The 20,783-nt window shown below is 65.8% G+C and carries 16 protein-coding genes and 1 pseudogene; 6 read left to right on the plus strand and 11 right to left on the minus strand.

Annotation, left to right across the window (positions count from 1 at the left end):
- On the plus strand, positions 1 to 2,511 hold the full coding sequence (locus QFZ29_RS07495; protein ID WP_306893556.1) for an HsdM family class I SAM-dependent methyltransferase: 2,511 nt from the start codon (positions 1 to 3) through the stop codon (positions 2,509 to 2,511).
- Positions 2,508 to 3,314: a GIY-YIG nuclease family protein gene (locus QFZ29_RS07500; protein ID WP_306893557.1), complete on the plus strand. Its 807-nt coding sequence runs from the start codon at positions 2,508 to 2,510 to the stop codon at positions 3,312 to 3,314. The genes QFZ29_RS07495 and QFZ29_RS07500 overlap by 4 nt, the downstream gene beginning before the upstream one ends.
- Positions 3,315 to 3,346: 32 nt before the next feature.
- Here the strand turns inward: QFZ29_RS07500 and QFZ29_RS07505 are convergent, their stop codons facing one another.
- From QFZ29_RS07505 to QFZ29_RS20405, 5 genes and pseudogenes are all read right to left on the minus strand, one after another.
- Entirely contained in the window at positions 3,347 to 4,078 is a 732-nt protein-coding gene (locus tag QFZ29_RS07505; protein ID WP_306893558.1) for a hypothetical protein, read from the minus strand.
- A gap of 1,466 nt (positions 4,079 to 5,544) precedes the next feature.
- Complete coding sequence (locus QFZ29_RS07510) at positions 5,545 to 6,117, minus strand: YceI family protein (protein ID WP_306893559.1); 573 nt, start codon at positions 6,115 to 6,117, stop codon at positions 5,545 to 5,547.
- A gap of 281 nt (positions 6,118 to 6,398) precedes the next feature.
- Entirely contained in the window at positions 6,399 to 9,515 is a 3,117-nt protein-coding gene (locus QFZ29_RS07515) for a glycoside hydrolase family 3 protein (protein ID WP_306893560.1), read from the minus strand.
- A 206-nt stretch (positions 9,516 to 9,721) separates the two neighbouring features.
- A complete protein-coding gene (locus QFZ29_RS07520) occupies positions 9,722 to 10,591 on the minus strand; it encodes an ROK family protein (protein ID WP_306893561.1) in 870 nt (289 codons plus the stop codon).
- A 93-nt stretch (positions 10,592 to 10,684) separates the two neighbouring features.
- Positions 10,685 to 10,861, minus strand: a pseudogene (locus QFZ29_RS20405) (MarR family transcriptional regulator); the annotation flags it as partial.
- A gap of 82 nt (positions 10,862 to 10,943) precedes the next feature.
- Between QFZ29_RS20405 and QFZ29_RS07525 the strand changes: the two are divergent.
- Positions 10,944 to 11,414: a hypothetical protein gene (locus QFZ29_RS07525; protein ID WP_306893562.1), complete on the plus strand. Its 471-nt coding sequence runs from the start codon at positions 10,944 to 10,946 to the stop codon at positions 11,412 to 11,414.
- Positions 11,415 to 11,506: 92 nt separating this feature from the next.
- Entirely contained in the window at positions 11,507 to 12,784 is a 1,278-nt protein-coding gene (locus QFZ29_RS07530) for a Fic family protein (RefSeq protein WP_306893563.1), read from the plus strand.
- A gap of 43 nt (positions 12,785 to 12,827) precedes the next feature.
- On the opposite strand, the gene QFZ29_RS07535 is transcribed toward QFZ29_RS07530, so the two are convergent.
- The 3 genes from QFZ29_RS07535 to QFZ29_RS07545 all read right to left on the minus strand — a co-directional run bounded on the left by QFZ29_RS07535 (position 12,828) and on the right by QFZ29_RS07545 (position 15,712).
- Positions 12,828 to 14,288: a flotillin family protein gene (locus tag QFZ29_RS07535; RefSeq protein ID WP_306893564.1), complete on the minus strand. Its 1,461-nt coding sequence runs from the start codon at positions 14,286 to 14,288 to the stop codon at positions 12,828 to 12,830.
- Between the two features lie 39 nt (positions 14,289 to 14,327).
- Positions 14,328 to 14,798, minus strand: coding sequence for an NfeD family protein (locus QFZ29_RS07540; RefSeq protein ID WP_306893565.1), 471 nt, complete (start codon positions 14,796 to 14,798; stop codon positions 14,328 to 14,330).
- Between the two features lie 152 nt (positions 14,799 to 14,950).
- Positions 14,951 to 15,712 (minus strand): hypothetical protein, encoded by a 762-nt coding sequence (locus QFZ29_RS07545; protein ID WP_306893566.1) that lies wholly within the window; start codon positions 15,710 to 15,712, stop codon positions 14,951 to 14,953.
- 452 nt (positions 15,713 to 16,164) lie between these two features.
- Between QFZ29_RS07545 and QFZ29_RS07550 the strand changes: the two genes are divergently transcribed.
- Positions 16,165 to 17,658 (plus strand): bifunctional 3'-5' exonuclease/DNA polymerase, encoded by a 1,494-nt coding sequence (locus QFZ29_RS07550; RefSeq protein WP_306893567.1) that lies wholly within the window; start codon positions 16,165 to 16,167, stop codon positions 17,656 to 17,658.
- A gap of 13 nt (positions 17,659 to 17,671) precedes the next feature.
- Here QFZ29_RS07550 and QFZ29_RS07555 read toward each other — a convergent pair whose 3' ends face one another.
- Complete coding sequence (locus QFZ29_RS07555; RefSeq protein ID WP_306893568.1) at positions 17,672 to 18,295, minus strand: PadR family transcriptional regulator; 624 nt, start codon at positions 18,293 to 18,295, stop codon at positions 17,672 to 17,674.
- Between the two features lie 214 nt (positions 18,296 to 18,509).
- On the opposite strand from QFZ29_RS07555, the gene QFZ29_RS07560 reads away from it, so the two are divergent.
- The gene (locus QFZ29_RS07560; RefSeq protein ID WP_306893569.1) at positions 18,510 to 19,031 is read left to right on the plus strand and encodes a DUF3145 domain-containing protein; all 522 of its coding nucleotides are present in this window, start codon (positions 18,510 to 18,512) and stop codon (positions 19,029 to 19,031) included.
- A gap of 152 nt (positions 19,032 to 19,183) precedes the next feature.
- Here the strand turns inward: QFZ29_RS07560 and QFZ29_RS07565 are convergent, their stop codons facing one another.
- Positions 19,184 to 20,419: a beta-ketoacyl-[acyl-carrier-protein] synthase family protein gene (locus QFZ29_RS07565; RefSeq protein ID WP_306893570.1), complete on the minus strand. Its 1,236-nt coding sequence runs from the start codon at positions 20,417 to 20,419 to the stop codon at positions 19,184 to 19,186.
- 79 nt (positions 20,420 to 20,498) lie between these two features.
- Positions 20,499 to 20,747, minus strand: a complete 249-nt coding sequence (locus QFZ29_RS07570; protein ID WP_056008597.1) for an acyl carrier protein — start codon at positions 20,745 to 20,747, stop codon at positions 20,499 to 20,501.
- Positions 20,748 to 20,783: the final 36 nt, after the last annotated feature.

Consider the following 20,783-nt stretch of genomic DNA (forward strand, 5'->3'; position numbering starts at 1 on the left):
ATGAAAGACCCACATCCCGCAGTTCACGCGATCTCTCACGACGCCAATGACGTGTCCTACTCTGACCGTGATCGCAATCATTTCGGCCTAGAGCACACCACGAGCCCGAGCCTCGCTCGTGCATTGGCTATCGGCTGTCTCAGCCGGTTGGATCCGGGCCTGTCGGAGGTCAGCATCTGGGACCCAACCGCTGGTTCTGGTTATGCAGGAGCAGTGCTCGTAGACGCCCTGGAGTCCGCGGGCGTCCGAGTTCGATACCGAGGGCAGGACATCAACGACCGTGTCGTCATCGCTTCTCGGGAGCGGTTCGCGTCGTTCGCCGACGCGAAGATCGCGCAGGCTAACACCTTGGTCGATGACCCCTTCGCGGACTTCAGCGCAGATCTTGTCATCGTCGATGCGCCATGGGGCTTGAGTTGGCAGAACTCCGCGCCTGCTGTGCGCACGCGGCACGCAGCGGGTGAGTTCGGTTTCGGACTGCCGCAGAGTAGCGACAGCACGTGGCTGTTCATCTCCCTGGCGCTGGAGAAGCTGCGTTCTGCAGCCGATGGGGGAGGACGCGTCGCCGCTCTGGTTGCACCGAGCGCGCTGAGCACTGGTGGTGCCACTGCGGAAGTGCGGCGCGCGATCGTCGAAGCCGGGCTGCTGGAGTCTGTCACCCGTCTCCCGGAGGGCCTTGCGCCGAACACCGCGATCCCGCTCTACCTATTGACCTTCACAAACCATGCCAGCCGAACTGCTCAGAACGCAGCGGTGATCGCCGATCTGCAAGCCCAGTTCACGACGGAGGGCCGCAATCGATCGATGTCACCCACCGCGTTCGAGGAGATGGAATCAGGGCTGCGAACGGGGAAGCCCGGTCCACGCATCCGCAGCATTCGTGCGAGCCAGCTCACTCGCCGGGACGTTTCGCTCGTCAGGACGACCGGCGATGGACGCCGGCTCTCGTGGCGTCTGACGACGTACAACGACACATTGGTCGACGTGAAGTTTCTTGAATCGCGCTACGGACCCGATGCCGGCGTTTTGGTCGACGGCGTTCCGCGTGAGACCGTCGATCTCGATCCGAGCCGCCACTTCGGCGACGACTCTCGCGAGATCCTGAAGGATCTCGCGACCAAGGGATGGCCAGCCCAACGTCTGAGCAACCTGCTGGCAGCGGAGCCCGAGCCGTTGAAGGGCGACGAAGAGAGCGATGAAGCAGACCTTTTCGTTCCGACCACTCGCATCGGCGTCGTGTCGACCGCGGTATCAGGCACAGCCTCGGAAGGCCGTGTCCTCTCGATCAGCCTCGATGGAGATCCGATCCACACCGGGTTCCTCGCGGCCTGGCTCAACTCGGAGCAGGGCTTGATCAGCCAGCGGCGGGCTATCGACGCCGGCAGCGCGGGAGCACATCTGCGAGCCGTTCGGTCGGACCCCGGCTCGTTGATGCGCTGGGCCGACGAACTGATCATCCCGGTGCCCCCGAGCGATGTCCAGCTCGCGGTCGCTTCCGCGGACGAGCGCCTGGCTTCTTTCCAAGCAGAGTTGAGCACGCGTCGCGCGAGCATTTGGGCTTCCCCCGAGGGCGCGGACGCGGTGGTGAGCGGAGTTGCTGGCGCTTTCGATGACTCGTTGAGCTCATGGCTGGAACAGCTCCCATACCCCATCGCCACCGCGCTGTGGACCGCCGAGACCGCCTCGTCGGTCGGTGACAAGCAACTCGCATACATGCACGCCTGGGAAGCCATTGTTGCCTTCCATGCGACAGTCCTGCTCTCAGCCATTCGAAGCATCCCCGGCAGGGGAACCGAAGTCCAGGCTGCCATCCGTCGGGCCCTTCACGAGCAACGTCTGGGAATCGAGCGAGCCGCCTTCGGAACATGGATCGTCATCGCGGAGAAGACCTCGAGTGTTATCCGCCAGGCACTCGATTCCGCCGACAGGGACGAGATTGCTCGTATTCGAAGAGCGTTCGGGGACCTCGGGCAGGCAGGGATCGCACGACTCGCGTCGAAAGACGCCATCAAGAAGTTCAAGGAGCTGAATACAAAACGAAATCGATGGAATGGGCACTCTGGCTACACCGCCGATGAGCAGAGGCAGGTGCAGATCGATGCCCTCGTTGCAGACCTCAGGGAGATCCGACAGATCTTCGGCGATGTTTGGGCGCAACTGACGCTCGTTCGCGCGGGCAGCGTCGAGCGAGGCCGGGACGGTTACGTGCAATCCGCAGAGGTGGCGCTTGGGACTAAGTCGCCCTTCCGTAAGAGCTCCTACAGGGTCGGCGACCCTATGGTCAGCGGCGATCTTTACCTCGTTAAGGACGGCTCGGAATCTCCACTGCGGTTGCTCCAGTTCGTGCAGCTCAGACCGGCCCCGCGTGACGCCCAGTACACCACCTACTTCTACAACCGCACCGAAGGATCGAGCGTCCGCCTGGTCAGCTACCAACACGGTTCGGAGAGCGAGCTGCAGGAGGCTGCGGCGAGCTTCCGTGACGACTTCGGAGAGCTGGCGGAACAATGACCCTGGTACTTGACTCGATCCTGCGCAGCGCCGGCATCGATCCCGCTGACGCCCAAGTCATTCGGCACGCATACGTAAAGGAGGGCATCGGCCTGCAGGGCATCCACGCCGACTCGTCGGACGACGAGATCCTCGCCTACACGGGCCAGCAGTCGGCGAAGCCACGGATCTTCCCTGTAGTCCCGCAGCGCACATGGGTGGTGTTCGTACCCGAGGGTGGCGACCGGGCGCGCCTGTGGTCGGTGGTGGAGAACCGAGGCGAAATCTCAAACGACGGAACGCACCGGACATTCGACCTCGTTGTCTCCGAGCAGATGGCTGATCTCAGGAACCGCCTAGTTATCGGATGGCGGTCGCCTCGTACGTGGCGGCTCAACGGGCCCACGGCAGCAGGGTACCCGGTGATGGAGATCGCAGACGCGCAACCGGTCCCGTTCCCGGGCTTTGATCGCCTCGTCCTAGACCATGCGCAGCTTCAGGCCGTGATGCGGGAGCACCGGTATGCCGCGTGGCGCACGGCGCTCGCGTCAGTAGTCGGTGTTTATCTCCTCACTGACACCCGCGACGGACGCCAGTACGTCGGCAAGGCCGATGGTACGGAGAACATCCGTCAGCGGTGGAGCGCCTACGCGGTCAACGGGCATGGCGGCAACGTCGAACTGCGCGGCATGGACCCTACGAGTTTCCGATTCTCGCTCCTTCGAGTGTTCGACCCTGCGACGCCGATGCGAGAGATCGACGCGGCGGAGAGCCATTTCAAGCGCGCACTAGATACGCGCAAGCACGGGCTGAATCGGAACTGACGTCGGCAGCGCCAACCGGATCTCCCCGGCGACTATTCGGCCTCGAGCGGCTTGGGGTCGTTGCCTCTGTCGTCAGACCGTCCGTCGATGAGAATCCGAATTCGGTCGGCCAAGTCTTCGTCGTCGCGCAGCTCGGGATGAGATTCAAGCATGCCCCTGATCTCGTCAGCAGTCTCCTGAGGCGAGAGCCCTTTCATCCGCTGCTGCCATTCGAGTACGTCCTCGTCGCCGCCTTCGATGCGAACGCTGGATAGAAACATCCAGATCCGCTCTTCGAGCGAGTTGAGCATCACGGTTTTTCGCAGGAGTTCAGTCCAGTCCTCGGCGCTCACGGTGATGACGACCCGTTCGTCAGAGATGTCGACCTCGGCGCCGATGATAAGCACGACAGGTTTCTCCACCGTGTCCAGTTCCTCCGGGAGTTCGTAGAGCTCGATCTCAGCTGGTGCCTCGGGTTCGATTGACTTGGCCTTCGCCCCCCGCCGCTCGTTGAAATAATCAATGCCCTTTACCGTTGCCACGGTCACCCCGATCAGGGCGAGCGCGCCGATCCCAAGAAGAACTTGATCACGGGTGTTCAAGTCCTTTAGTACGCTCTTGCTCTTGTCGACGAGAAAGACCTCCGCGTGTGTCAAGAGGCTGTTCGTCTTGGGATCGCGAAGGAGAGTTTTCACCGCGCCCTCGGTCTGTCTCGAAGAAGAGAGCTTCATCCCATCCAAAACTCGGATGACGGCGGGAATGTCTGTGTAGCCAGGCTCGACCAAGTTGTTGTCTCCTACCGAAGCGTCGTAAGGCATTGTTGCCGCCTGAGCTCGTCAGCTCGTCGTCGAAGCCTATCGACCGCCGTGGGTTGACGCACCGAGACGAGCAGCCACTCCTTCAACGTCATACCCCTAGGTTGCCGACCGGGATGAAGTCGACGAGCGCGCGTGTCACGATAGCGAGGTCATCGTCACGATGCTGGACGATGAATCGACCTTTCACGAGGAAGTCCGACATGGGGATGATCACCAGGCTGAGTCCGTGCGCGGGCAGCAGCTCCCGTATTGCTCGTTCTCTAGGGCCATGCGATGAGGTTAGCGGCGAGGTTAGTTCATGGTTCCTATTCGCCCTCCGCTCTGACGCACAATTCCTACCGAGTGCACGACTCGACGCCAAACTCTGCCGCCTGGATGGCGCGGGCCGACCTTCTCCGGCTCGCGCCCATCCACGGCACCGTTGCGGGCTTGAACATTTCACGTTTATCCAACGTTTATTCGATCCGAGCCCGATCGAGTCGCACCGAGGCGACCCGAGTAGTCTGAGATGTGCAGTTGCAGGATCGGCGAGAAATCCCCGATCATGTCGAGATCAGTCGAGCAGTAGCCGAGATTCGAGATCCGGGGGAGTAGTCCCGGGAGAGTCCATCGGTCACGGGTTCAAGTCCCGTCCGCCCTACAAATACGGTCTGATCAGGAATTTCTATTGGCTCTATCTCAGCCATAGAAACGTCGGGTCGGGATCGCCGGATCCTGTTCGAATCGCCTTGGCACGCCCAGTCCAGACTAGTTCGCTTCGCGCGACTTCGAACTTTTCACGGTTCACCAGTCCCGCTCTCGCGGAACTAAGCGGTAGGCAACAACATCTGTGGATCGAGCGGGCAGGTCGCGGCCGTATCCCGCTCCCAATAGTCGGCTCGCAGCGAAGGATCCTGCGATGTCAGTGCCCGCCGATACCATCCCCAGAGGAGCCGTCCTGGAGATCAGCACGGCGTGGAATGGTGACATGAGGTGGCCGACATCGATGGGTCGCTGGGCTGCTGCCGGCGGACATCGGCAGCTGCCTGCTGCTGGGCGTCGGCGGCGTTCTTTTCGCGACCGGTGTTTCGGGGACAGCCGCAGCTCAGGTTTGATCCTCGTCGTCCTGATGGCATTGTTTGCGACGGTGCGGGAGTGGCTCAACTGGCGCATGACCGTCGCAGCCGCCGACGAGCTGGGCACCTGGTCAAGCGAGTCATCTAAGGCTGCAGCAGTCCCGTATTGCGGGTTTGGTTCATAGATCGGGTGGTACCGACGAAGGTTCGTGCCGTTGGCGTTCAGATCATGGCCCGGTGGGATATCCGTCCAACCATCGAACGCGATACTTATAGCCGGACCTCGCCCCCGCCGGGTCACCGAAGCGCGACAGCGCGATCGAATCTCATCGCTCACGGATTCTCGCCCTCGGGGCCGGCGATCTGCGCGACCCAACCTCAGGCGGCCTGTTGTACGTCGCTCTCGCGCTTGATCGCCGAGATCTCGAACTCGAGCGTGATCTTCTCCGAGACGAGCCAACCGCCCGAGTCGAGCGGCATGTTCCACTCCAGGCCGTATTCTCGGCGGTCGATGCGCCGCGTGCCCTCGAATCCGGCACGCAGTGCGCCGAAGGCGTCGGTCTCCACGCCGGTGAACTCGATCGGGATGGTGATCGGTTTCGTGATGTCGCGAATCGTCAGGTCGCCCGAGATCACGAGGGCGTTGTCGCCGACCTCCTCGATCCTGGTGCTCTTGAAGACGATGTCGGGCCACTTCTCCGCGTTGAAGAAGTCGGCGCTGCGCAAGTGGTCGTCGCGTTGCGTGTTGCGGGTGTCGACACTGGCAACCTTGAGCACGATCTCGGCGGTCGACTTGGTCGTGTCGTCGAAATCGACGTGCAGGCTGCCGGTAACGTCGTTGAAGGCACCACGAACATTCGCCACCATGGCGTGTTTGGCAGAGAAGCCGATGCGAGTGTGGGTGGGGTCCAGGTCCCAGTCGCCGCTCAGGTCTGGTCGGTTGTCGGTCATGATCTCCCAATGGTCGTTGCACGAACCCCAATAGTCTGTCATCCGCGGGCTGATCGAATGCTCCAGGATGCCTGCGGCCGTCATCGGGGTCGGCCATTCAGCTGTACGCGTCGCCGACCCGTTCGCCGAAGATCTATAGCACGCCAGTGCTCGCCGCCCATATCGCCCCGGACGTCCGCGCTGCGGTCGCCTGGTTCACGCGGTCATTGGTAACACCTACGTGCTGCGAGACCGTGCGCGGTGACGCACGGTCTCGCAGCACACGCGTTCATGAACAAAGATCAGCCGATGGTGAAGTCCGCGACTCGGAAGTCGCCGTCGAACACGAGATAGACGTCGTGGACGCCCCGCGACGCCGATACCGACGCGGTTGTTGTCTCGTACTGGTAGACGTCGCCTGTGCTCGTCACCTCGGCCGTGCCGACCAGCTCTCCTGTCGGCGAGCCGAGCCGAACTTGGATCGAACCGTTCTCGTCCGACGCGTTCGAAACTCGCGCGGTGAACGTCACGTCGTTCGCGCGCAGCTTGGTGTCGCCGAACTTGATCCAGCCATCACCTTCGGCTGAGACAGCGGTGCCACGTTCCTTGCTCTCGTCGACCAGGAGGACGCCGGCATAGTCGTCGAAATTCTCCGCACGAGTCGGCTTCGACAGGTTGCGAGCCGGAATCGTCTCGCCCTTCACGCGCACGGTCGCCTGCTGCCGGATGTCCGCGGACGACGAACCGACGAGCAGCTCGTACTCCGACGATTCGACCACCCAGCGATCGCGCGTGACATCCCAACGGGCAAGATCAGACGCGTCCAACTCGAGGCGCACCGTCTTCGTCTCGCCAGGCGCGAGCGAGACCCGCTCAAATGCCCGCAACTGCTTGTCGGCAGTCGCATCGCGTGAGCTCAATTGCCGGCTATAGAGCTGGACGACCTCATCGCCTGCGGCGTCGCCGGTGTTGGTGACATCCACGCTGACGCGAATCGCACCATCGCCGCCCACGGACGAGCCGGATGTCTTCAGGTTGGAGTAGTCGAACGTGCTGTACGACAGCCCGTGGCCGAACGGGTAGAGCGGAGCGCCGTCGCAATACATGTACGTCCAGCCGCTCTTGACGATGTCGAAGTCATCGATGCTCGGCAGGTCGTCAACGCCGGCATACCAGGTCTGCGTCAGTCGGCCGGCCGGGTTCTCGTCGCCGAAGACCACGTCAGCCACGGCGTTGCCGGTCTCGGACCCGGCGTGCGTGGTCCACAACATCGTTTCCGGCTGGTTGTCGAACGTCGTTGGATAGCTGGTTTCCAGCACCACAACCGTGTTGGGATTCGCGGCTGTCACCGCGTCGACGAGTTCCTGCTGGCTGCGACCCAAGGCGAGATCGGTGCGGTCGTGGTTCTCCCTGCCGTAGACGAACGGGTGGCTGCCGACCACGACGACTGCGGCATCGGCTTGGCCCGCGGCGGCGACGGCGGCGTCGACGCCATCCGACACGACCTCAGGCACGAAATGAGCCGCATCCGCTTTGGAACCGGTGCCCACAGTCCCATCGGGCGCGACGGTCACATAGTGCTCGGGAATCCACCACCAGTTCTCGTTCGTTTCGTACCCGACGTATTGGATCAGAACCGTCCCGTCCGGTTGCTCCTCAAACCGGAACTGCTGCTGCACGTACCAACCCGAGGGCTCGTCCGACGACGTCGTGTATGGCCCGAACGCGCCACTGAGGTACTTGCCGTTCTCGGCGTTGCGCAGCGTCGAGTAGTCAGCCATCCAGTCGTTGACGTCCCATTGCGACGCGACAGATGGCGAGGCGTCGGATGCCACGACGAGGTCTGCGGGATCTGTACCGGTTGCGGTGAGGTACCGCCCGGTGGCGGAGTCCTTGAGCGTCACTCGGTCGAGGCCTTCGACTCCGGTCACGTCCGCGGCCCCGCCGAGCCGCTCGGCGATGCCGTCGAGGGGCGTGACTTCATAGGGCATGCTGCCGCCGTAGAAGTCGCTGAACACCGTGTCGTGCAGTGGCCCGATGACTGCGACGCTCGACGTCTGATCCGGATCGAGCGGCAGGGTGTCGGCGCCATTGTCCAGCAGCACCATGGCGTCTGCGGCGGTCCGGCGGTTCAGGGCTTGGTGCTCTGCGCTGTTCAGGACCTCGGGGCCGATGTCGGCGTACGGTCCGCCGTCGGGGTCGAAGTGGCCAAGACGGAACCGAATGGACAGCACGTGTCTGACCGCGGTGTCCACGTCGTCCTCGGTGATGTAGCCCTTGTCCAGCGCAGAGTGCAGCGTTGCCTTCATCGCCGACGGGTCGCTCTCATCGACGGTGAACCCGTCGAGACCCGCCTTCAGGACCGCCGCGTACGCCTCGTCCTCTTCGTCGAAGTAGAACTGAGCTTGCGTCACCGCGTGCGGCGCCCATGCGTCGCTGACGTTGTAGAGGTCTTTGTCAGTCCACGAGCGGATGTCTTCGTTGATCGACGGGTCGACGTGGGTCGGCCGTCCGTTGACGAGGTTGTACGACGCCATCACACCGGTCGCCGCATCCGCCGAAATCACGCTTCGGAACGGCGCCTGCGAGTACTCCTTGCGGATTCGTGGCGGCAGGTTGGACGACGACACGCTGCGATCGGCCTCTTTGTTGTAGCCGAAGTAGTGCTTGATGACTGGCGCCACCTTGAGGTAGAGCGGATCGTCACCCGACAAGCCAGACCCATAGGCGGTGGCAATCTCGCCGGTGAGAAGCGGGTCCTCGGAGTAGCCCTCTTCATTGCGCCCCGCACGCGGATCACGCAGCGGGTCGACCACGGGCGCCCACGCCTGCAGACCCCAGAGCTGCGGGTCGAGCGTGTTGTAGGCGCGGAGTTCATCGCCGACGGCGGATCCCACGTCGTTGATGAGGTCGGTGTCCCAGGTGCTGGCCAGGCCAACCGCCTGCGGGAAGACGGTCGCGTCCGTCGCAAGCACTTGGCCCCAGTTGTTGTCGAGGTCGTTGGACCACGCCACGCCGTGCAGTGCCTCGGTGCCGGCCTTGAAGTAGGGGATGTCAAGCCGCGGGATCGGCATCTGCGACTGATGCAGGAATCCGAGCTTTTCGTCCAGGGTCAGCCGACCCAAAAGATCGTCGATGCGCTCGTCGAGCGGAAGGTCTGGGTCGCGGAACGGATGGTCGGTGTTCGCGCTGGGAGATGCAGCGACCAATCCACTTGCGAGCAGCGGTGCGGCCAGGAGGGCGACAATCGCGGCCGACTTGATGCGGGTTGAAGAACGGCGGCCGGGGAGCGGTAGACCTCGCATCGGCGCGACGTCCTCTCGGTGAGTGACCGACGGTCCTCCCAGTGCCGCCGATTTGGTGGGCAGGGGAGGTTTCACGAAAACGTGTCGAAGCGTTGCGCGGAAGGTGTGCTTCATGGGTGCGTCCTACTTCCTTGTAGTGGCGGTGACGCCCGATTTCCTGCGGGTGGTGAGGTGTTTCGAGGACCGGTTGGCCGATGAGGGACTGCCCTGTCCGTCGTACGCTCTCGCGAGTGCCCGTTTATTTTGTGCCCTCATGAAACAATATGTCAAGGGGCGCAACAAACTCCCTCCCCGAAGTGGAACCTGCGCAACGCCGGCTGTCAGACGACCTTGCGAATCGCGCTGACGGCCGCCGCCCAGGCGTAGTCGGCGAAGGCGAAGTCGTGGACGTCGATCTCCGAGCGCTCGGAAGCCGACTCCAGCCGCTCGGCAAGTGCGATGTCCATCGCCGCCTTGCCGGCACGAGCTACCGCAAGACCTTCGCCCGTCACGATCACCTTCTCAGGATCGATGACGTTCATCAGCTCAGCGACGACGACACCGAGTGCATATCCGGCATCGTCGAGCGCACCCTGCGCCGCTCGGTCGCCTGCGGCAGCACGCTCGAGGACATGCTCGAAGCTGGTGTCGGCCGCGTTGTGAAGGATTGCAGGGATGGTGACGTAGGCGGACGCACACCCGACGTGGCCCCGATCGCACGTCGGACCGATGTGCCGCACAGGGATGTGACCGACTTTTCCGGGATGCCCGTGCGAGCCGCGTACGAGTTCGTCGTTCACGACGATGCCGGCTCCAATGCCTGCGCCCAGGCCGAACAGTACGAGGGACCTGCGCCCAACCCCCGCTCCGAACCAATGATGGGCGGCCGTGAGCGCCTGCACGTCGTTGCTCATCGCGATGGGTAGGCCGATTTCCGCCTCGATGAGAGACTCGAGGGGCACGTTGTCCCACCCGAGGAAGTACGATCCCACGATGACCGCGCGCCCACGCACCCGTTCAACGTCGCCAGCCAGGCACACTCCCACGGACGCCAGTCGAGGGTGGGAGGCGCTGAAGCCCCTGACGATCTCCGCTATCTGGGAGACCGCGTCGGGAGCGTACCGAGAGACAAGCGACTGCTCCTCGAGCTCGATGACGTTGGCCTGCAGGTCTGTGACCACCGCGTACAAGGCTTCACCAGTGAGCTTCACGCCCGCGAACTGGGCCGCACTCGGCTCGAGATTCAAGATCTCAGACGGGCGACCACGCCCGTTCGGAGCATTCGTCTCGCCCTCCGTCAGAAATCCGAGCTCAACGAGATCTCTAGCGAGGCGGGTGAGACTCGTGCGCGACAAGCCCGTGCGGCGAGCAAGCTCAGCGCGCGATGCCGAGCCGTTGATGAGTACCTCGAGGAGCACATCCCGCTGGGCGTCGTGGAGATCCGGCCAGGCCCATGCGGGCTCACTGCGGGAATCGACCATGATTATCTCCTATGTCAAGCGGCCTGTGGAAGCTAAGTCGCAGCGGATTGTTCGTGTCGGGTGACGGTGTTGAAGCCTCGCGATGATCATCTACATCATCGCCCGCGGGCGCAGCAAGTCGGCACGCCCCGCGCGATCGACCGAGATGGTGTCGGACACCGTCGACGTACCGCGCTCGAGGGCGACGTCGGGGCCGGGGAGTTCCATCGGTCACGGGTTCAAGTCCCGTCCGCCCTACAGAAGCCCTGTTTATCTACGCGTTCTGCATTGCTTATCGCTCTCGTCACGTCCGATTCCCCGGTGCAATCAGATCTGTGCCCGCGGCTCGGCCTGGCTCAACGTGCTCGCGCTGCTGTTCGCGTGGAACGCATTGAAGTTCCTCGTCGCCAGGCCCGTAGCCCTCATCCAACGTATCGGCGTCCTCGGCCGCGAAGCACGAGCACGGCGCGCCATCTCAATTACCACGTCGGCGTCGAGCCCAAGCGGCTCGAGGAGCTGGAATCCCGAGTTGTCGGGTAACGAGCACGATTCCCGGCCTGGTACGGAACTGTGAATGAGTCGACCAGCCCGTGGCGAATCACCGATCCTTTATCCAATGAGCGGGTAACCAAAGGATATATGCATATCCTTTGGTAAGCTCGCTTCATGGCAGATGGTCAACCGAGGCAACGAGCAGGTCAGCCCGCCGGCGCGCAATTCATGCCGGCGCCAAGGGCCGAGGCATCCGTCGAGCTGTCGAAACCCGAGCGTGCGTGGCCACCGATCGACTATGAACCTCGGCCCTGGGTGCGAACCGGAGACGAGGTCGCATCCCGCAGAGCCCTACGTGCCGCCGCAAGCGAATACCAGGCATCAGTCCCGCCAGAGATCTCGAAGCTTCGCCTGGACCTCGAGCCCGCTGTGCTCGCCGTCGCTGACGACGCGAGTAAAGAGCTCACCCGATTCGACACGAAAGCCGGGATGATCGCGGCGCCGTTCGCGTCGATCCTGCTGCGCACCGAGAGCGCATCCAGTTCCGAGGTTGAGAACGTCACCTCGAGCGCGAAACAAGTGGCTCTCGCCGAGATCGGAGAGTCACGATCGGGGAACGCACAACTGGTCGTCTCGAATGTACGGGCGATGAATGCAGCGATTGCGCTGTCCGACCGGCTGGATGAGGAAGCCATCATCGCGATGCACGAGGCCCTGCTCACGTCCTCCGCCCCTCACCATGTGGGCAGCTGGCGCCAGGAGCAGGTCTGGATCGGCGGAGGCAGCGTGTCACCACACACGGCGAGGTTCGTGCCGCCGCACCGGGACCGAGTCCCCGGACTGATGAAGGACCTCGTCGAGTTCGCCCATCGCACTGACATTCCTGTGCTCGTGCAAGCTGCGATCGCGCACGCCCAGTTCGAGACCATCCACCCGTTCCCAGACGGCAACGGCCGAACCGGCCGTGCCCTCCTGCAGGGGATGCTGCGCGCCGGGGGAGTCACCCGGAACGTGGCAGTGCCAGTCTCCGCCGGCCTGCTCAGCGACACCGACGCCTACTTCGACGCGCTCAACGCCTACCGCACGGGAGACCCGAACGAGATCGTCTCCTCCGTCTCGGAGGCATCATTCGCAGCGGTCAACAACGGGCAACGCCTGGTCGACGATATCGAGGCGGTTCGCGCGCGGTGGAACGCGACAGTCGTGGCCCGGGCTGACTCATCGGTGCACCGGGTGAAGGAGTACCTGCTGCGCCAGCCCGTGATCAACACGAAAACCGTCGCATCAGCGCTCAGCGTCAGCGAGGTGGCTGCACAGACCTCGATCGACAAACTCGTCGACGCGGACGTGCTCACTCAGGCGGGTGGGCGGGCGCGATACCGGATCTGGCAGGCCAGCGAGGTACTGGACGCACTTGATGCCTTCGGGGCGCGAGCTCGTCGTAGCCGTTAGGCCCCACTCGTTAGCCGCATTCACCGGCACCGCCCTGCTCGACTCACTCGGCGGGTGAATCCGCCTTCACGAGGGCAGCTCGGCCCGCGAGTCCTGCCAGGATGGCGCTCACGTCGAGTCCGGTGAGGGACTTCACAACCTCGGTGCCCTCGCCGAGCACCTGGCCGACGGTCTTCGTGATCGCGCTCGCGCCGTCGGTCGACACCACGGTAAGCGTGTCGATGTTCGAGATGGGCTCGGCTGCCGCCCGCACGATCTCGGGGAGGCGGGAGATGATCTCCTGGGCGAGCGCGGCCTCACCGTACTTCTCGAGGGCGAGCGCCTTCGCGTCGGTCGCGGCGGCGGACGCCAGACCCTCGGCTTGAATCGCTGCCGCCTTCGCATTACCTTGGGCACGGATGCCGGCCGCGAGGGCGACCTGGCGGTCACGCTCGGCCTCACCCGAGACGCGAACCGCGGTGGCGGCAGCCTCGGCGTCTTGCACGGCGGCGACCTTGTTGGCCTCGGCGATCTTCGTGCGCTTGAACGCCTCGGCCTCGGTGCTCGCGTTCGTCGCGTCACGCTGGGCCGTTGCTCGCTGCACCTCGGCGTAGGCCTCAGCCTCGGCGGGCTTTCGGATCTCGATGTCGAGGCGCTCCTGCGTGACGAGCGCCTGCTCGGTGAGGGCTGAGCGCTCCTCGACGGCGACGAGACGATCCTGCTCGGCCGTCGCCAGCTGACCTGCGGCATCGGCCTCGGCGTTCGCGCGGTCGGTCTCGGCCTTGATGATGGCCTGCTTGAGGTTCAACGCCTTCTGGCGCTCGGCGATCTGCTCAGCCGCCTCGATGCGGGCGAACTCACTCGCACGGGCGGCCTCGGCCTCGCTGACCTCGGCGACCTGGCGAGCGCGCGCGGCCTCGGCGCGGCCGAGGTTCGCAAGGTAGTCGCTGCCCGGCGTGGAGATGTCGGAGATGTTCAGGAGATCGACCTGGAGGCCCTGCTCGACGAGGTCGGTCTTGGTCTCGGCGACGACGCGATCGGAGAGTCCCTTGCGGTCCGAGATGATCTGCTCGATCGTCATGTCACCGATGATCGAACGGAGCGAGCCCTCGAGCGACTCCTTGATGATCTCGGTGAGCGCGCTCTGCTGTGAGAGGAATCGCTGCGCAGCTCGGCGCACGCCCTCCTCGGTGCCGCTCACCTTGAAGTTGATGGACGCCTTGATGGCGATCTTGATGCGGTTCTTGTCGACACCCTCGACCGTGATGCCGATCTGGCGCTGCTCGAGCGAGATCGAGAACCCCTGCTGGAGAATCGGCCACACGAAGGTGCGACCGCCGATCACGACACGCTGACCGGTGGGAGCCTCGCCCGCGGCCGGACGCCCTGCACCTCGCCCCACGATGACGAGGGCCTCGTTCGGCGGTACGCGGCGGATGCGCCGGGCGATGAAGATGAGCAGGGACAGCAGAGCGATGACGATCGCGATGACGGCGATCACCTGGATCATGACAGGCGTGAGCATCGGGTTCCTTTCGAGCAGGCTTGGCTGGATGTGGCAGGGCTAATCGGTGGTGACCTTCACGCGGGTGCCCGCATGCTCGATCACGCGGATGCGCACGCCCTCGGCGATGGGCGCGTCGGAGTACGCCAGCCGTCGTTCGACTTCGCCGGGGCCGTCGAGGCTGACCTCGCCGCCCGCGGGGGTGATGTCGGATCTCGACACTCCGGTGAGGCCGACCGCGGACTGCGGCACACCGTCGGAGCTGCGGGTGAGGTTGCGCACCACGAGCACGCTGAACACGTAGGCGACCGCCGCGAGTACCACCGCGAGCACATAGGCCCACACGATCGCGAGTCCCATGCTCGCGGTGAGTGCGCCGGCCGCGCCGAAGACCACGAGCCCCACCGAGAGCGCGGTGCCCGAGATGGCACCGTCGCCGATCTCGAACTGGTCGAAGATGTCGCCGAGCACGAGCGAGATGAGCAGCAGCACAAGGCCGATGCCTCCGATGATGAGGAACGGAAGGAGCATCGACTGGCTGCCTCTCTACGGACGTGTCCCAGGCGACGGGCACGCACGGGTGTGCTCACCTTATCGGTGCGCGGGCCGGCGCACACGAAGGGCTCGCTCGAGCGCTCGGCGCGTCCTCGCAGTGGCAGTTGAGTACCCGCCTGGTGCTGCGATCAGGAGAGGAGCCGGTGCTCGATCGCGATGGCATCGACCGCGCCAGCACCGCGGATGCGCCGCATGAGCGCGACCACCTCGTCGACGACTCCGCTGGTGAGCGCGCGACACACGATGCTGTTCGTGCCGAGCCCCTCGAGGCCTCCGGCACGAATCCGGATGACCTCCCAGCCGACTTCGCGGAGCGCTTCGTCTTTCTCGGTGTCGGATGCCTCCTTCAGCCCTCGATGCGCCCGACGCGACTTGCCGGGGTCGTCGTACTCGATCGCAATGCGCAGTTGCGGCACCAGGATGTCGGGCCAGACCTCCTGCTGGCCGTAGAACATGCGGGCGATGCGCACGGCATTGACGCGATGATGCAGGCGGATGCGTTCGCCGAGCATCGCCCGCAGCCGCTGCTCGGTCATCGAGGTGCCGACACGGAGTCCCGGCTTCATGAAGGCCACGCCGGCTTCGCGCATCGCGGTGGGGCCGGCTGCGTTGGTGCGGCACTTCGCACAGCTCGGTCCGGTGAGCACCTCGCGCACCGTGGCCGGATACCGATCGTGGCCGCGGGCGCATCGCCAGTCGTAACTCGCGCCGATCCTCGTCTCGACGGCGAGTGCTGCGCGCTGGGGCGGGGAGACCCGGCCGAGCAGCTCGGCGCGGGAGCGCTGCGTCTCGTGGAGGAGCATGCAGAGCGGGCAGACACGCCCGAGCGTCACGACGCCGGGCTCACCCGCCACCGCGCCATGACCGCATCGGAAGCTCACCTCGACCATGTCGCCTCGATTCTCTGCATGATCCCCATCATCGGCGGCACCGCCGACACTCGCGAAGCGACCCGGTGTCTGCGGCGCCCACGAGAATGGGGTGGTGCGCATCGTGGTCGGAATGGCGGGGCAGGGTCGCGTCACGCTCATCGATCCCGAGGCATCGTCGACAGAGGCCGTCACCGTACCGCTCGCCGGATTTCCCGATGCAGTGCGGCGGCTCGAGACTCGGCGTCCGCGCTGGGTGTGGAGCGACACGCGATCGTGGTATCCGAGGCTCCTCGAGGCCGGTGTGCGCGTCGAACGCTGTCACGACCTGCGCCTATGCGGGGCGATCCTCGAGTACTCGGCCGCGACGGCGACGATGAGAAGCGGCGGCGACCATCCGCGACCGGCGTGGCTGCCCGCGGGGTTCGAGCGAGCCGGGCGCGGCTGCGGTCCTCGCCGCACCTTCGGTGATCGTGCGCACGCCGCTCTTCGAGCTCGACGAGTTCGATGCCGCTGTCTCGGGTGGCGTCGACGCCGTCGGCACCGCCGACGCCAATGCGGAACGCGGCGCCGGTCTGGTCGATCGAACGGATGACGCGGTCGCAAGCTCCTCGGCCGTGCAAGTGGAGGCGATCATCGCCGAGCACGACCGCCAACTCGCCCTCGTCGCCGGCAGCACCGAACCGAACGCCCTGCGCCTGCTCCTCGCAGCCGAGTCCGCCGGCGCGCTCATCGGCGTGGAGCTGCATGCGGCGGGCCTTCCGTGGGACCGCGCCGCACATGAGCGCGTGCTCGAGGCCGAGCTCGGGCCGAAGCCGAAGGCCGGATGGAAGCCGGCCCGTATGGAGGAGCTCGCAGCACAGGTGCGCACCGCGCTCGACGCGGCATCCGTCAATCTCGACTCTCAACTCGACCTGCTGAAGGCGCTGCGCCGGGCGGGCATCCAAGTCGATTCGACGAGCCGATGGGAGCTGCGTGAGCAGGAGCACCCGGCGATCGAGCCGTTGCTCGCGTACAAGAAGCTCGCGCGGCTGTTGAGCGCGAACGGCTGGGCGTGGCTCGACGAGTGGATCGCGGGCGGACGCTTCAGACCCGACTACGTGCCGGGCGGCACCGCGACCGGCCGGTGGGCGACCGCCGGCGGGGGAGCCCTGCAGCTCCCGAAGAACGTGCGCAGCGCGGTCGTGGCCGATCCCGGCTGGACGCTCGTCGTCGCCGATGCCGCACAACTGGAGCCGCGTGTGCTCGCCGGCATGGCGTGCGACGAGGCGATGGCCGCCGCTGGGCGCGGCCTCGACTTCTACCTGGGCATCGTCGACGCGGGGGTCGTCGAGACGAGGGAGCAGGCCAAGTACGCGATCCTCGGCGCGATGTACGGCGCGACCACCGGCGAGAGCGGCCGGCTCGTGCCGCGGCTCGCGCGCGCCTACCCGAGGGCGATGGCCCTCGTCGACCGGGCCGCAGCCGAGGGCGAGCGCGGCGGCGTGGTGTCGACGCTCCTCGGTCGATCGTCTCCGTTGCCGCCGTCCGAGTGGCACGCCGCACAGTCTCGGGCGAGCCAGCCCGAGGCCTCGCCGGCCGACGAGCGCCGCGCTCGGTCGGTCGCGCGCGAGTGGGGCCGCTTCACCCGCAACTTCGTCGTGCAGGGCAGCGCGGCGGAATGGGCGCTCTGCTGGATGGCCGCGCTTCGCACGCGACTCGCCGCGATCGCCGGGGCAGACGGTGAGGCGGCCGGGTCGATCGTTCCGGCGCCGGCATCCGGACCGGCGTTCGAGCGCGCCCCGCACCTCGTGTACTTCCTCCACGACGAGATCATCGTGCACACGCCGCAGGCTCTCGCCGATGAGGTCGCCGCCGCGGTCGAGGAGTCGGCGATGGGCGCCGGCCGGCTCCTCTTCGGCGACTTCCCCGTCGAGTTCCCGCTCGACCTGGCGGTGGTCGACAGCTACGCCCTCGCCGACGCGTGAGCGGGCCCGTCGATCAGCCGGGTGAGGGCGGCGCCGGGCGGCGACCGCGCTTGGGCCGTGTCGCTCGCGGCGCGAAGGCGAGGCGCTCTGCGGATGCCGCGGCAACCGTCTCCAGCCACCCGAGTGCCGCATCGGCGACCGCGACGTCGGCCGTCGCGGCGAGACGAGCGAGTTCCGTCTCGGCGTCGCGAGCGTCTGCCTCGGGCTCGGCTCCATCGGCTGCTTCAGCGGGCTCCGACGCGGTCGTCAACGCTGACGCGTCATCGCGACGCACTCTCCAGCGGTCGATCTCCGCGCGCGCCACGGCGAGTCCGTCGACGTCGGGCAGCGAGAGTGCGATGAGCACGCGATCGACCGTCTCGTCCCACGGGTCGGCGCCCGAGGCATCCGTTCCGTCGAACCAGGCTGTGGCGGCCGCCTTGCCCGGCGCGGTGAGGCGATACAGGGGGAGTCCGTCATCCGTCGCTCCGGCCGGCTCGATGAGACGCTGCTTGCCGAGCCGCTCGAGGGTCGCATAGGTCTGGCCGACGTTCACCTGCCGTCGCCCGCCGGTGCGCGCCTCGAGTCCGCCGTGCAACTGGAACCCGTAGGCGGGGCCCGCCGTGAGCAGGGCGAGGAGCGCATCGCGCACTGCCATTTGGACTCCGTCTCGAGAAGGGGGAACAATTCACTGAGTATAGAGTTCTGGCCCGCCGGATGCCGCGAGTGACACGTTCGGCGATCCGATCTTGTCACCGGCCCTGATCCGCGGCATAATCGCCCATGACGGCTCGCCGTCCACAATCGAACACCAGCCATCCAAACCGTTCCGAGGTCGTAGGGGAAGACGCACCTCAAGAACGGAGAGAGAGATGGCGGAGATGACCACGCGGGCCGCGCGCACCGCGCGAGGCGTGCTGTTCGTGCACTCCTCGCCCCGGGCGCTCTGTCCGCATGTCGAGTGGGCGGCAGGGCGAGCGCTGGGGAGCGCTGTCAACTTCGAGTGGAGCATGCAGCCGGTCCATCGCGGCATGATGCGCGCCGAGTTCTACTGGGAGGGCGAGGCCGGTAGCGGCGCGAAGCTCGCGTCTGCACTGCGAGGCTGGGAGCAGCTCCGCTTCGAGGTGAGCGAGGATCCGACTCCGGGCTCCGACGGTGCACGCTGGATGCACACTCCTGAGCTCGGCGTGTTCTTCGCGCAGACCGACACTGCCGGCAACACGGTCGTGCCCGAGGACCGCATCCGGTACGCGATGGAGATCGCCGGCAACGATCCCCTCGAGCTGCACCGCGAGCTCCGCCTCGCGCTCGGGCAGGCGTGGGACGACGAGCTCGAGCCGTTCCGGCATGCCAGTGATTTCGCTCCGGTCGTCTGGTTGCACCAGGTGGGTTGAGCGGCGCGGCTCGCGCGGTGGCGTGACGCGATCGTCGGATGATGCTTCCCGGTGACGCACGATCGAAACCTGAGCCGCAGACGAGAAGACCCCGCCCGCGAAATGCGGCCGGGGTCTTTCTCATCTCTGCGCCAAACGGCGCGACATCGCGTTCAGGCTGAGCGGAACGCAGCGACGGCGTTGTGGCCGCCGAAGCCGAACGAGTTGCTGATCGCCACGACGTCGTCGCCCGCGAGCGCCCGCGGTGACGTCACGACGTCGAGTGGGATCTCGGGATCCTGCTCGGTGAGGTTGATCGTCGGCGGGATGACCCGCTCGTGGAGCGCGAGCACCGTGAACATGGCCTCGATCGCACCGGCGCCGCCGAGCAGGTGCCCGGTGGACGCCTTGGTCGCGGTCACGGCGATGCCGTCGAGCAGATCGCCGAACACGCGCTTGAGCGCGTTGTACTCGGCGATGTCGCCGACTGGAGTGCTCGTCGCGTGCGCGTTCACGTGACGCACGTCGGAGAGGCGTGCGCCGGCGCCCTCGATGGCCGCGATCATCGCCCGTGCTGCGGCCGATCCCTCGGGGTCAGGTGCGGTGATGTGGTAGGCGTCGCTCGTGACGGATCCGCCCAGCAGCTCGGCGTAGATGCGTGCACCACGGGCCTTGGCGTGCTCCTCGGTCTCGACCACGAGGGCTGCGGCGCCCTCGCCGAGCACGAAGCCGTCGCGACCGATGTCGTAGGGACGGGAGGCGATCGACGGGTCGTCGTTTCGCCGGGAGAGGGCCTGCATCGCGGCGAACGACGCGATGGGCAGCGGGTGGATCGCGGCTTCCGAGCCGCCGGCGATGACGACGTCGGCCAGGCCCCGCTGCAGGTGGTCGTAGGCGTTCACGAGCGCTTCGGTGCTCGACGCGCACGCTGAGACGACCGTCGTGATGCCGGCGCGAGCGTGAAGGTCCATGCCGATCGCGGCTCCGGGGCCGTTGGGCATGAGCATGGGCACGGTCATCGGCAGGACGCGCCGGGGCCCACGCTCACGCAGGGTGTCCCAGGCGTCGAGTAGCGTCCAGACGCCGCCGATGCCGGTCGACCAGTCGACGGCGAGCCGCTCGGGAGCGATCTCGGGCGCACCGGCATCCGCCCAGGCCTCGCGGCCCGCGATGAGGGCGAACTGGCTCGAGGGGTCGAGGCGCTTCGTCTCGTGGCGTTCGAGCACCTCGGCGGTGGGTACCTTCGCGGTGGCCGCAAAGGTGACGGGAAGCGCAAGGTCGGCGACCCAGTCGTGTTCGAGCGCGCGAGCGCCGGACTCGCCGGCGAGCAGTGCGTTCCAGCTGTCGCGCGCGGTGCCGCCCAGGGGCGAGGTCGCGCCGATGCCGGTGATGACGATCTTCTTGGTCATTCGAGAAACACTCCGTTGGAGGTGATGGTCGAACTGATCGAGCGGGCCGGGCGGTCGCGCCGGCCCGCTCCAGCAGTTGCTAGGCCTGGGCCTTGACGATGAAGGTGACGGCGTCGCCGACGGTCTTCAGGTTCTTGACCTCTTCGTCGGGGATCTTGACGTCGAACTTCTCCTCGGCGTTGACGACGATCGTCATCATCGAGATGGAGTCGATGTCGAGGTCATCGGTGAACGACTTGTCCAGCTCAACCGTGTCGGTCGCGATGCCGGTCTCGTCGTTGATGAGCTCGGCCAGGCCGGCAAGCACTTCTTCGGTGGACAATGCCATTGTTCTTCTCCTTGGGGGTGTCTCGTTTGACCGAGA

The sequence above is a fragment of the Agromyces albus genome (assembly GCF_030815405.1).
Classification (GTDB): domain Bacteria; phylum Actinomycetota; class Actinomycetes; order Actinomycetales; family Microbacteriaceae; genus Agromyces; species Agromyces albus_A.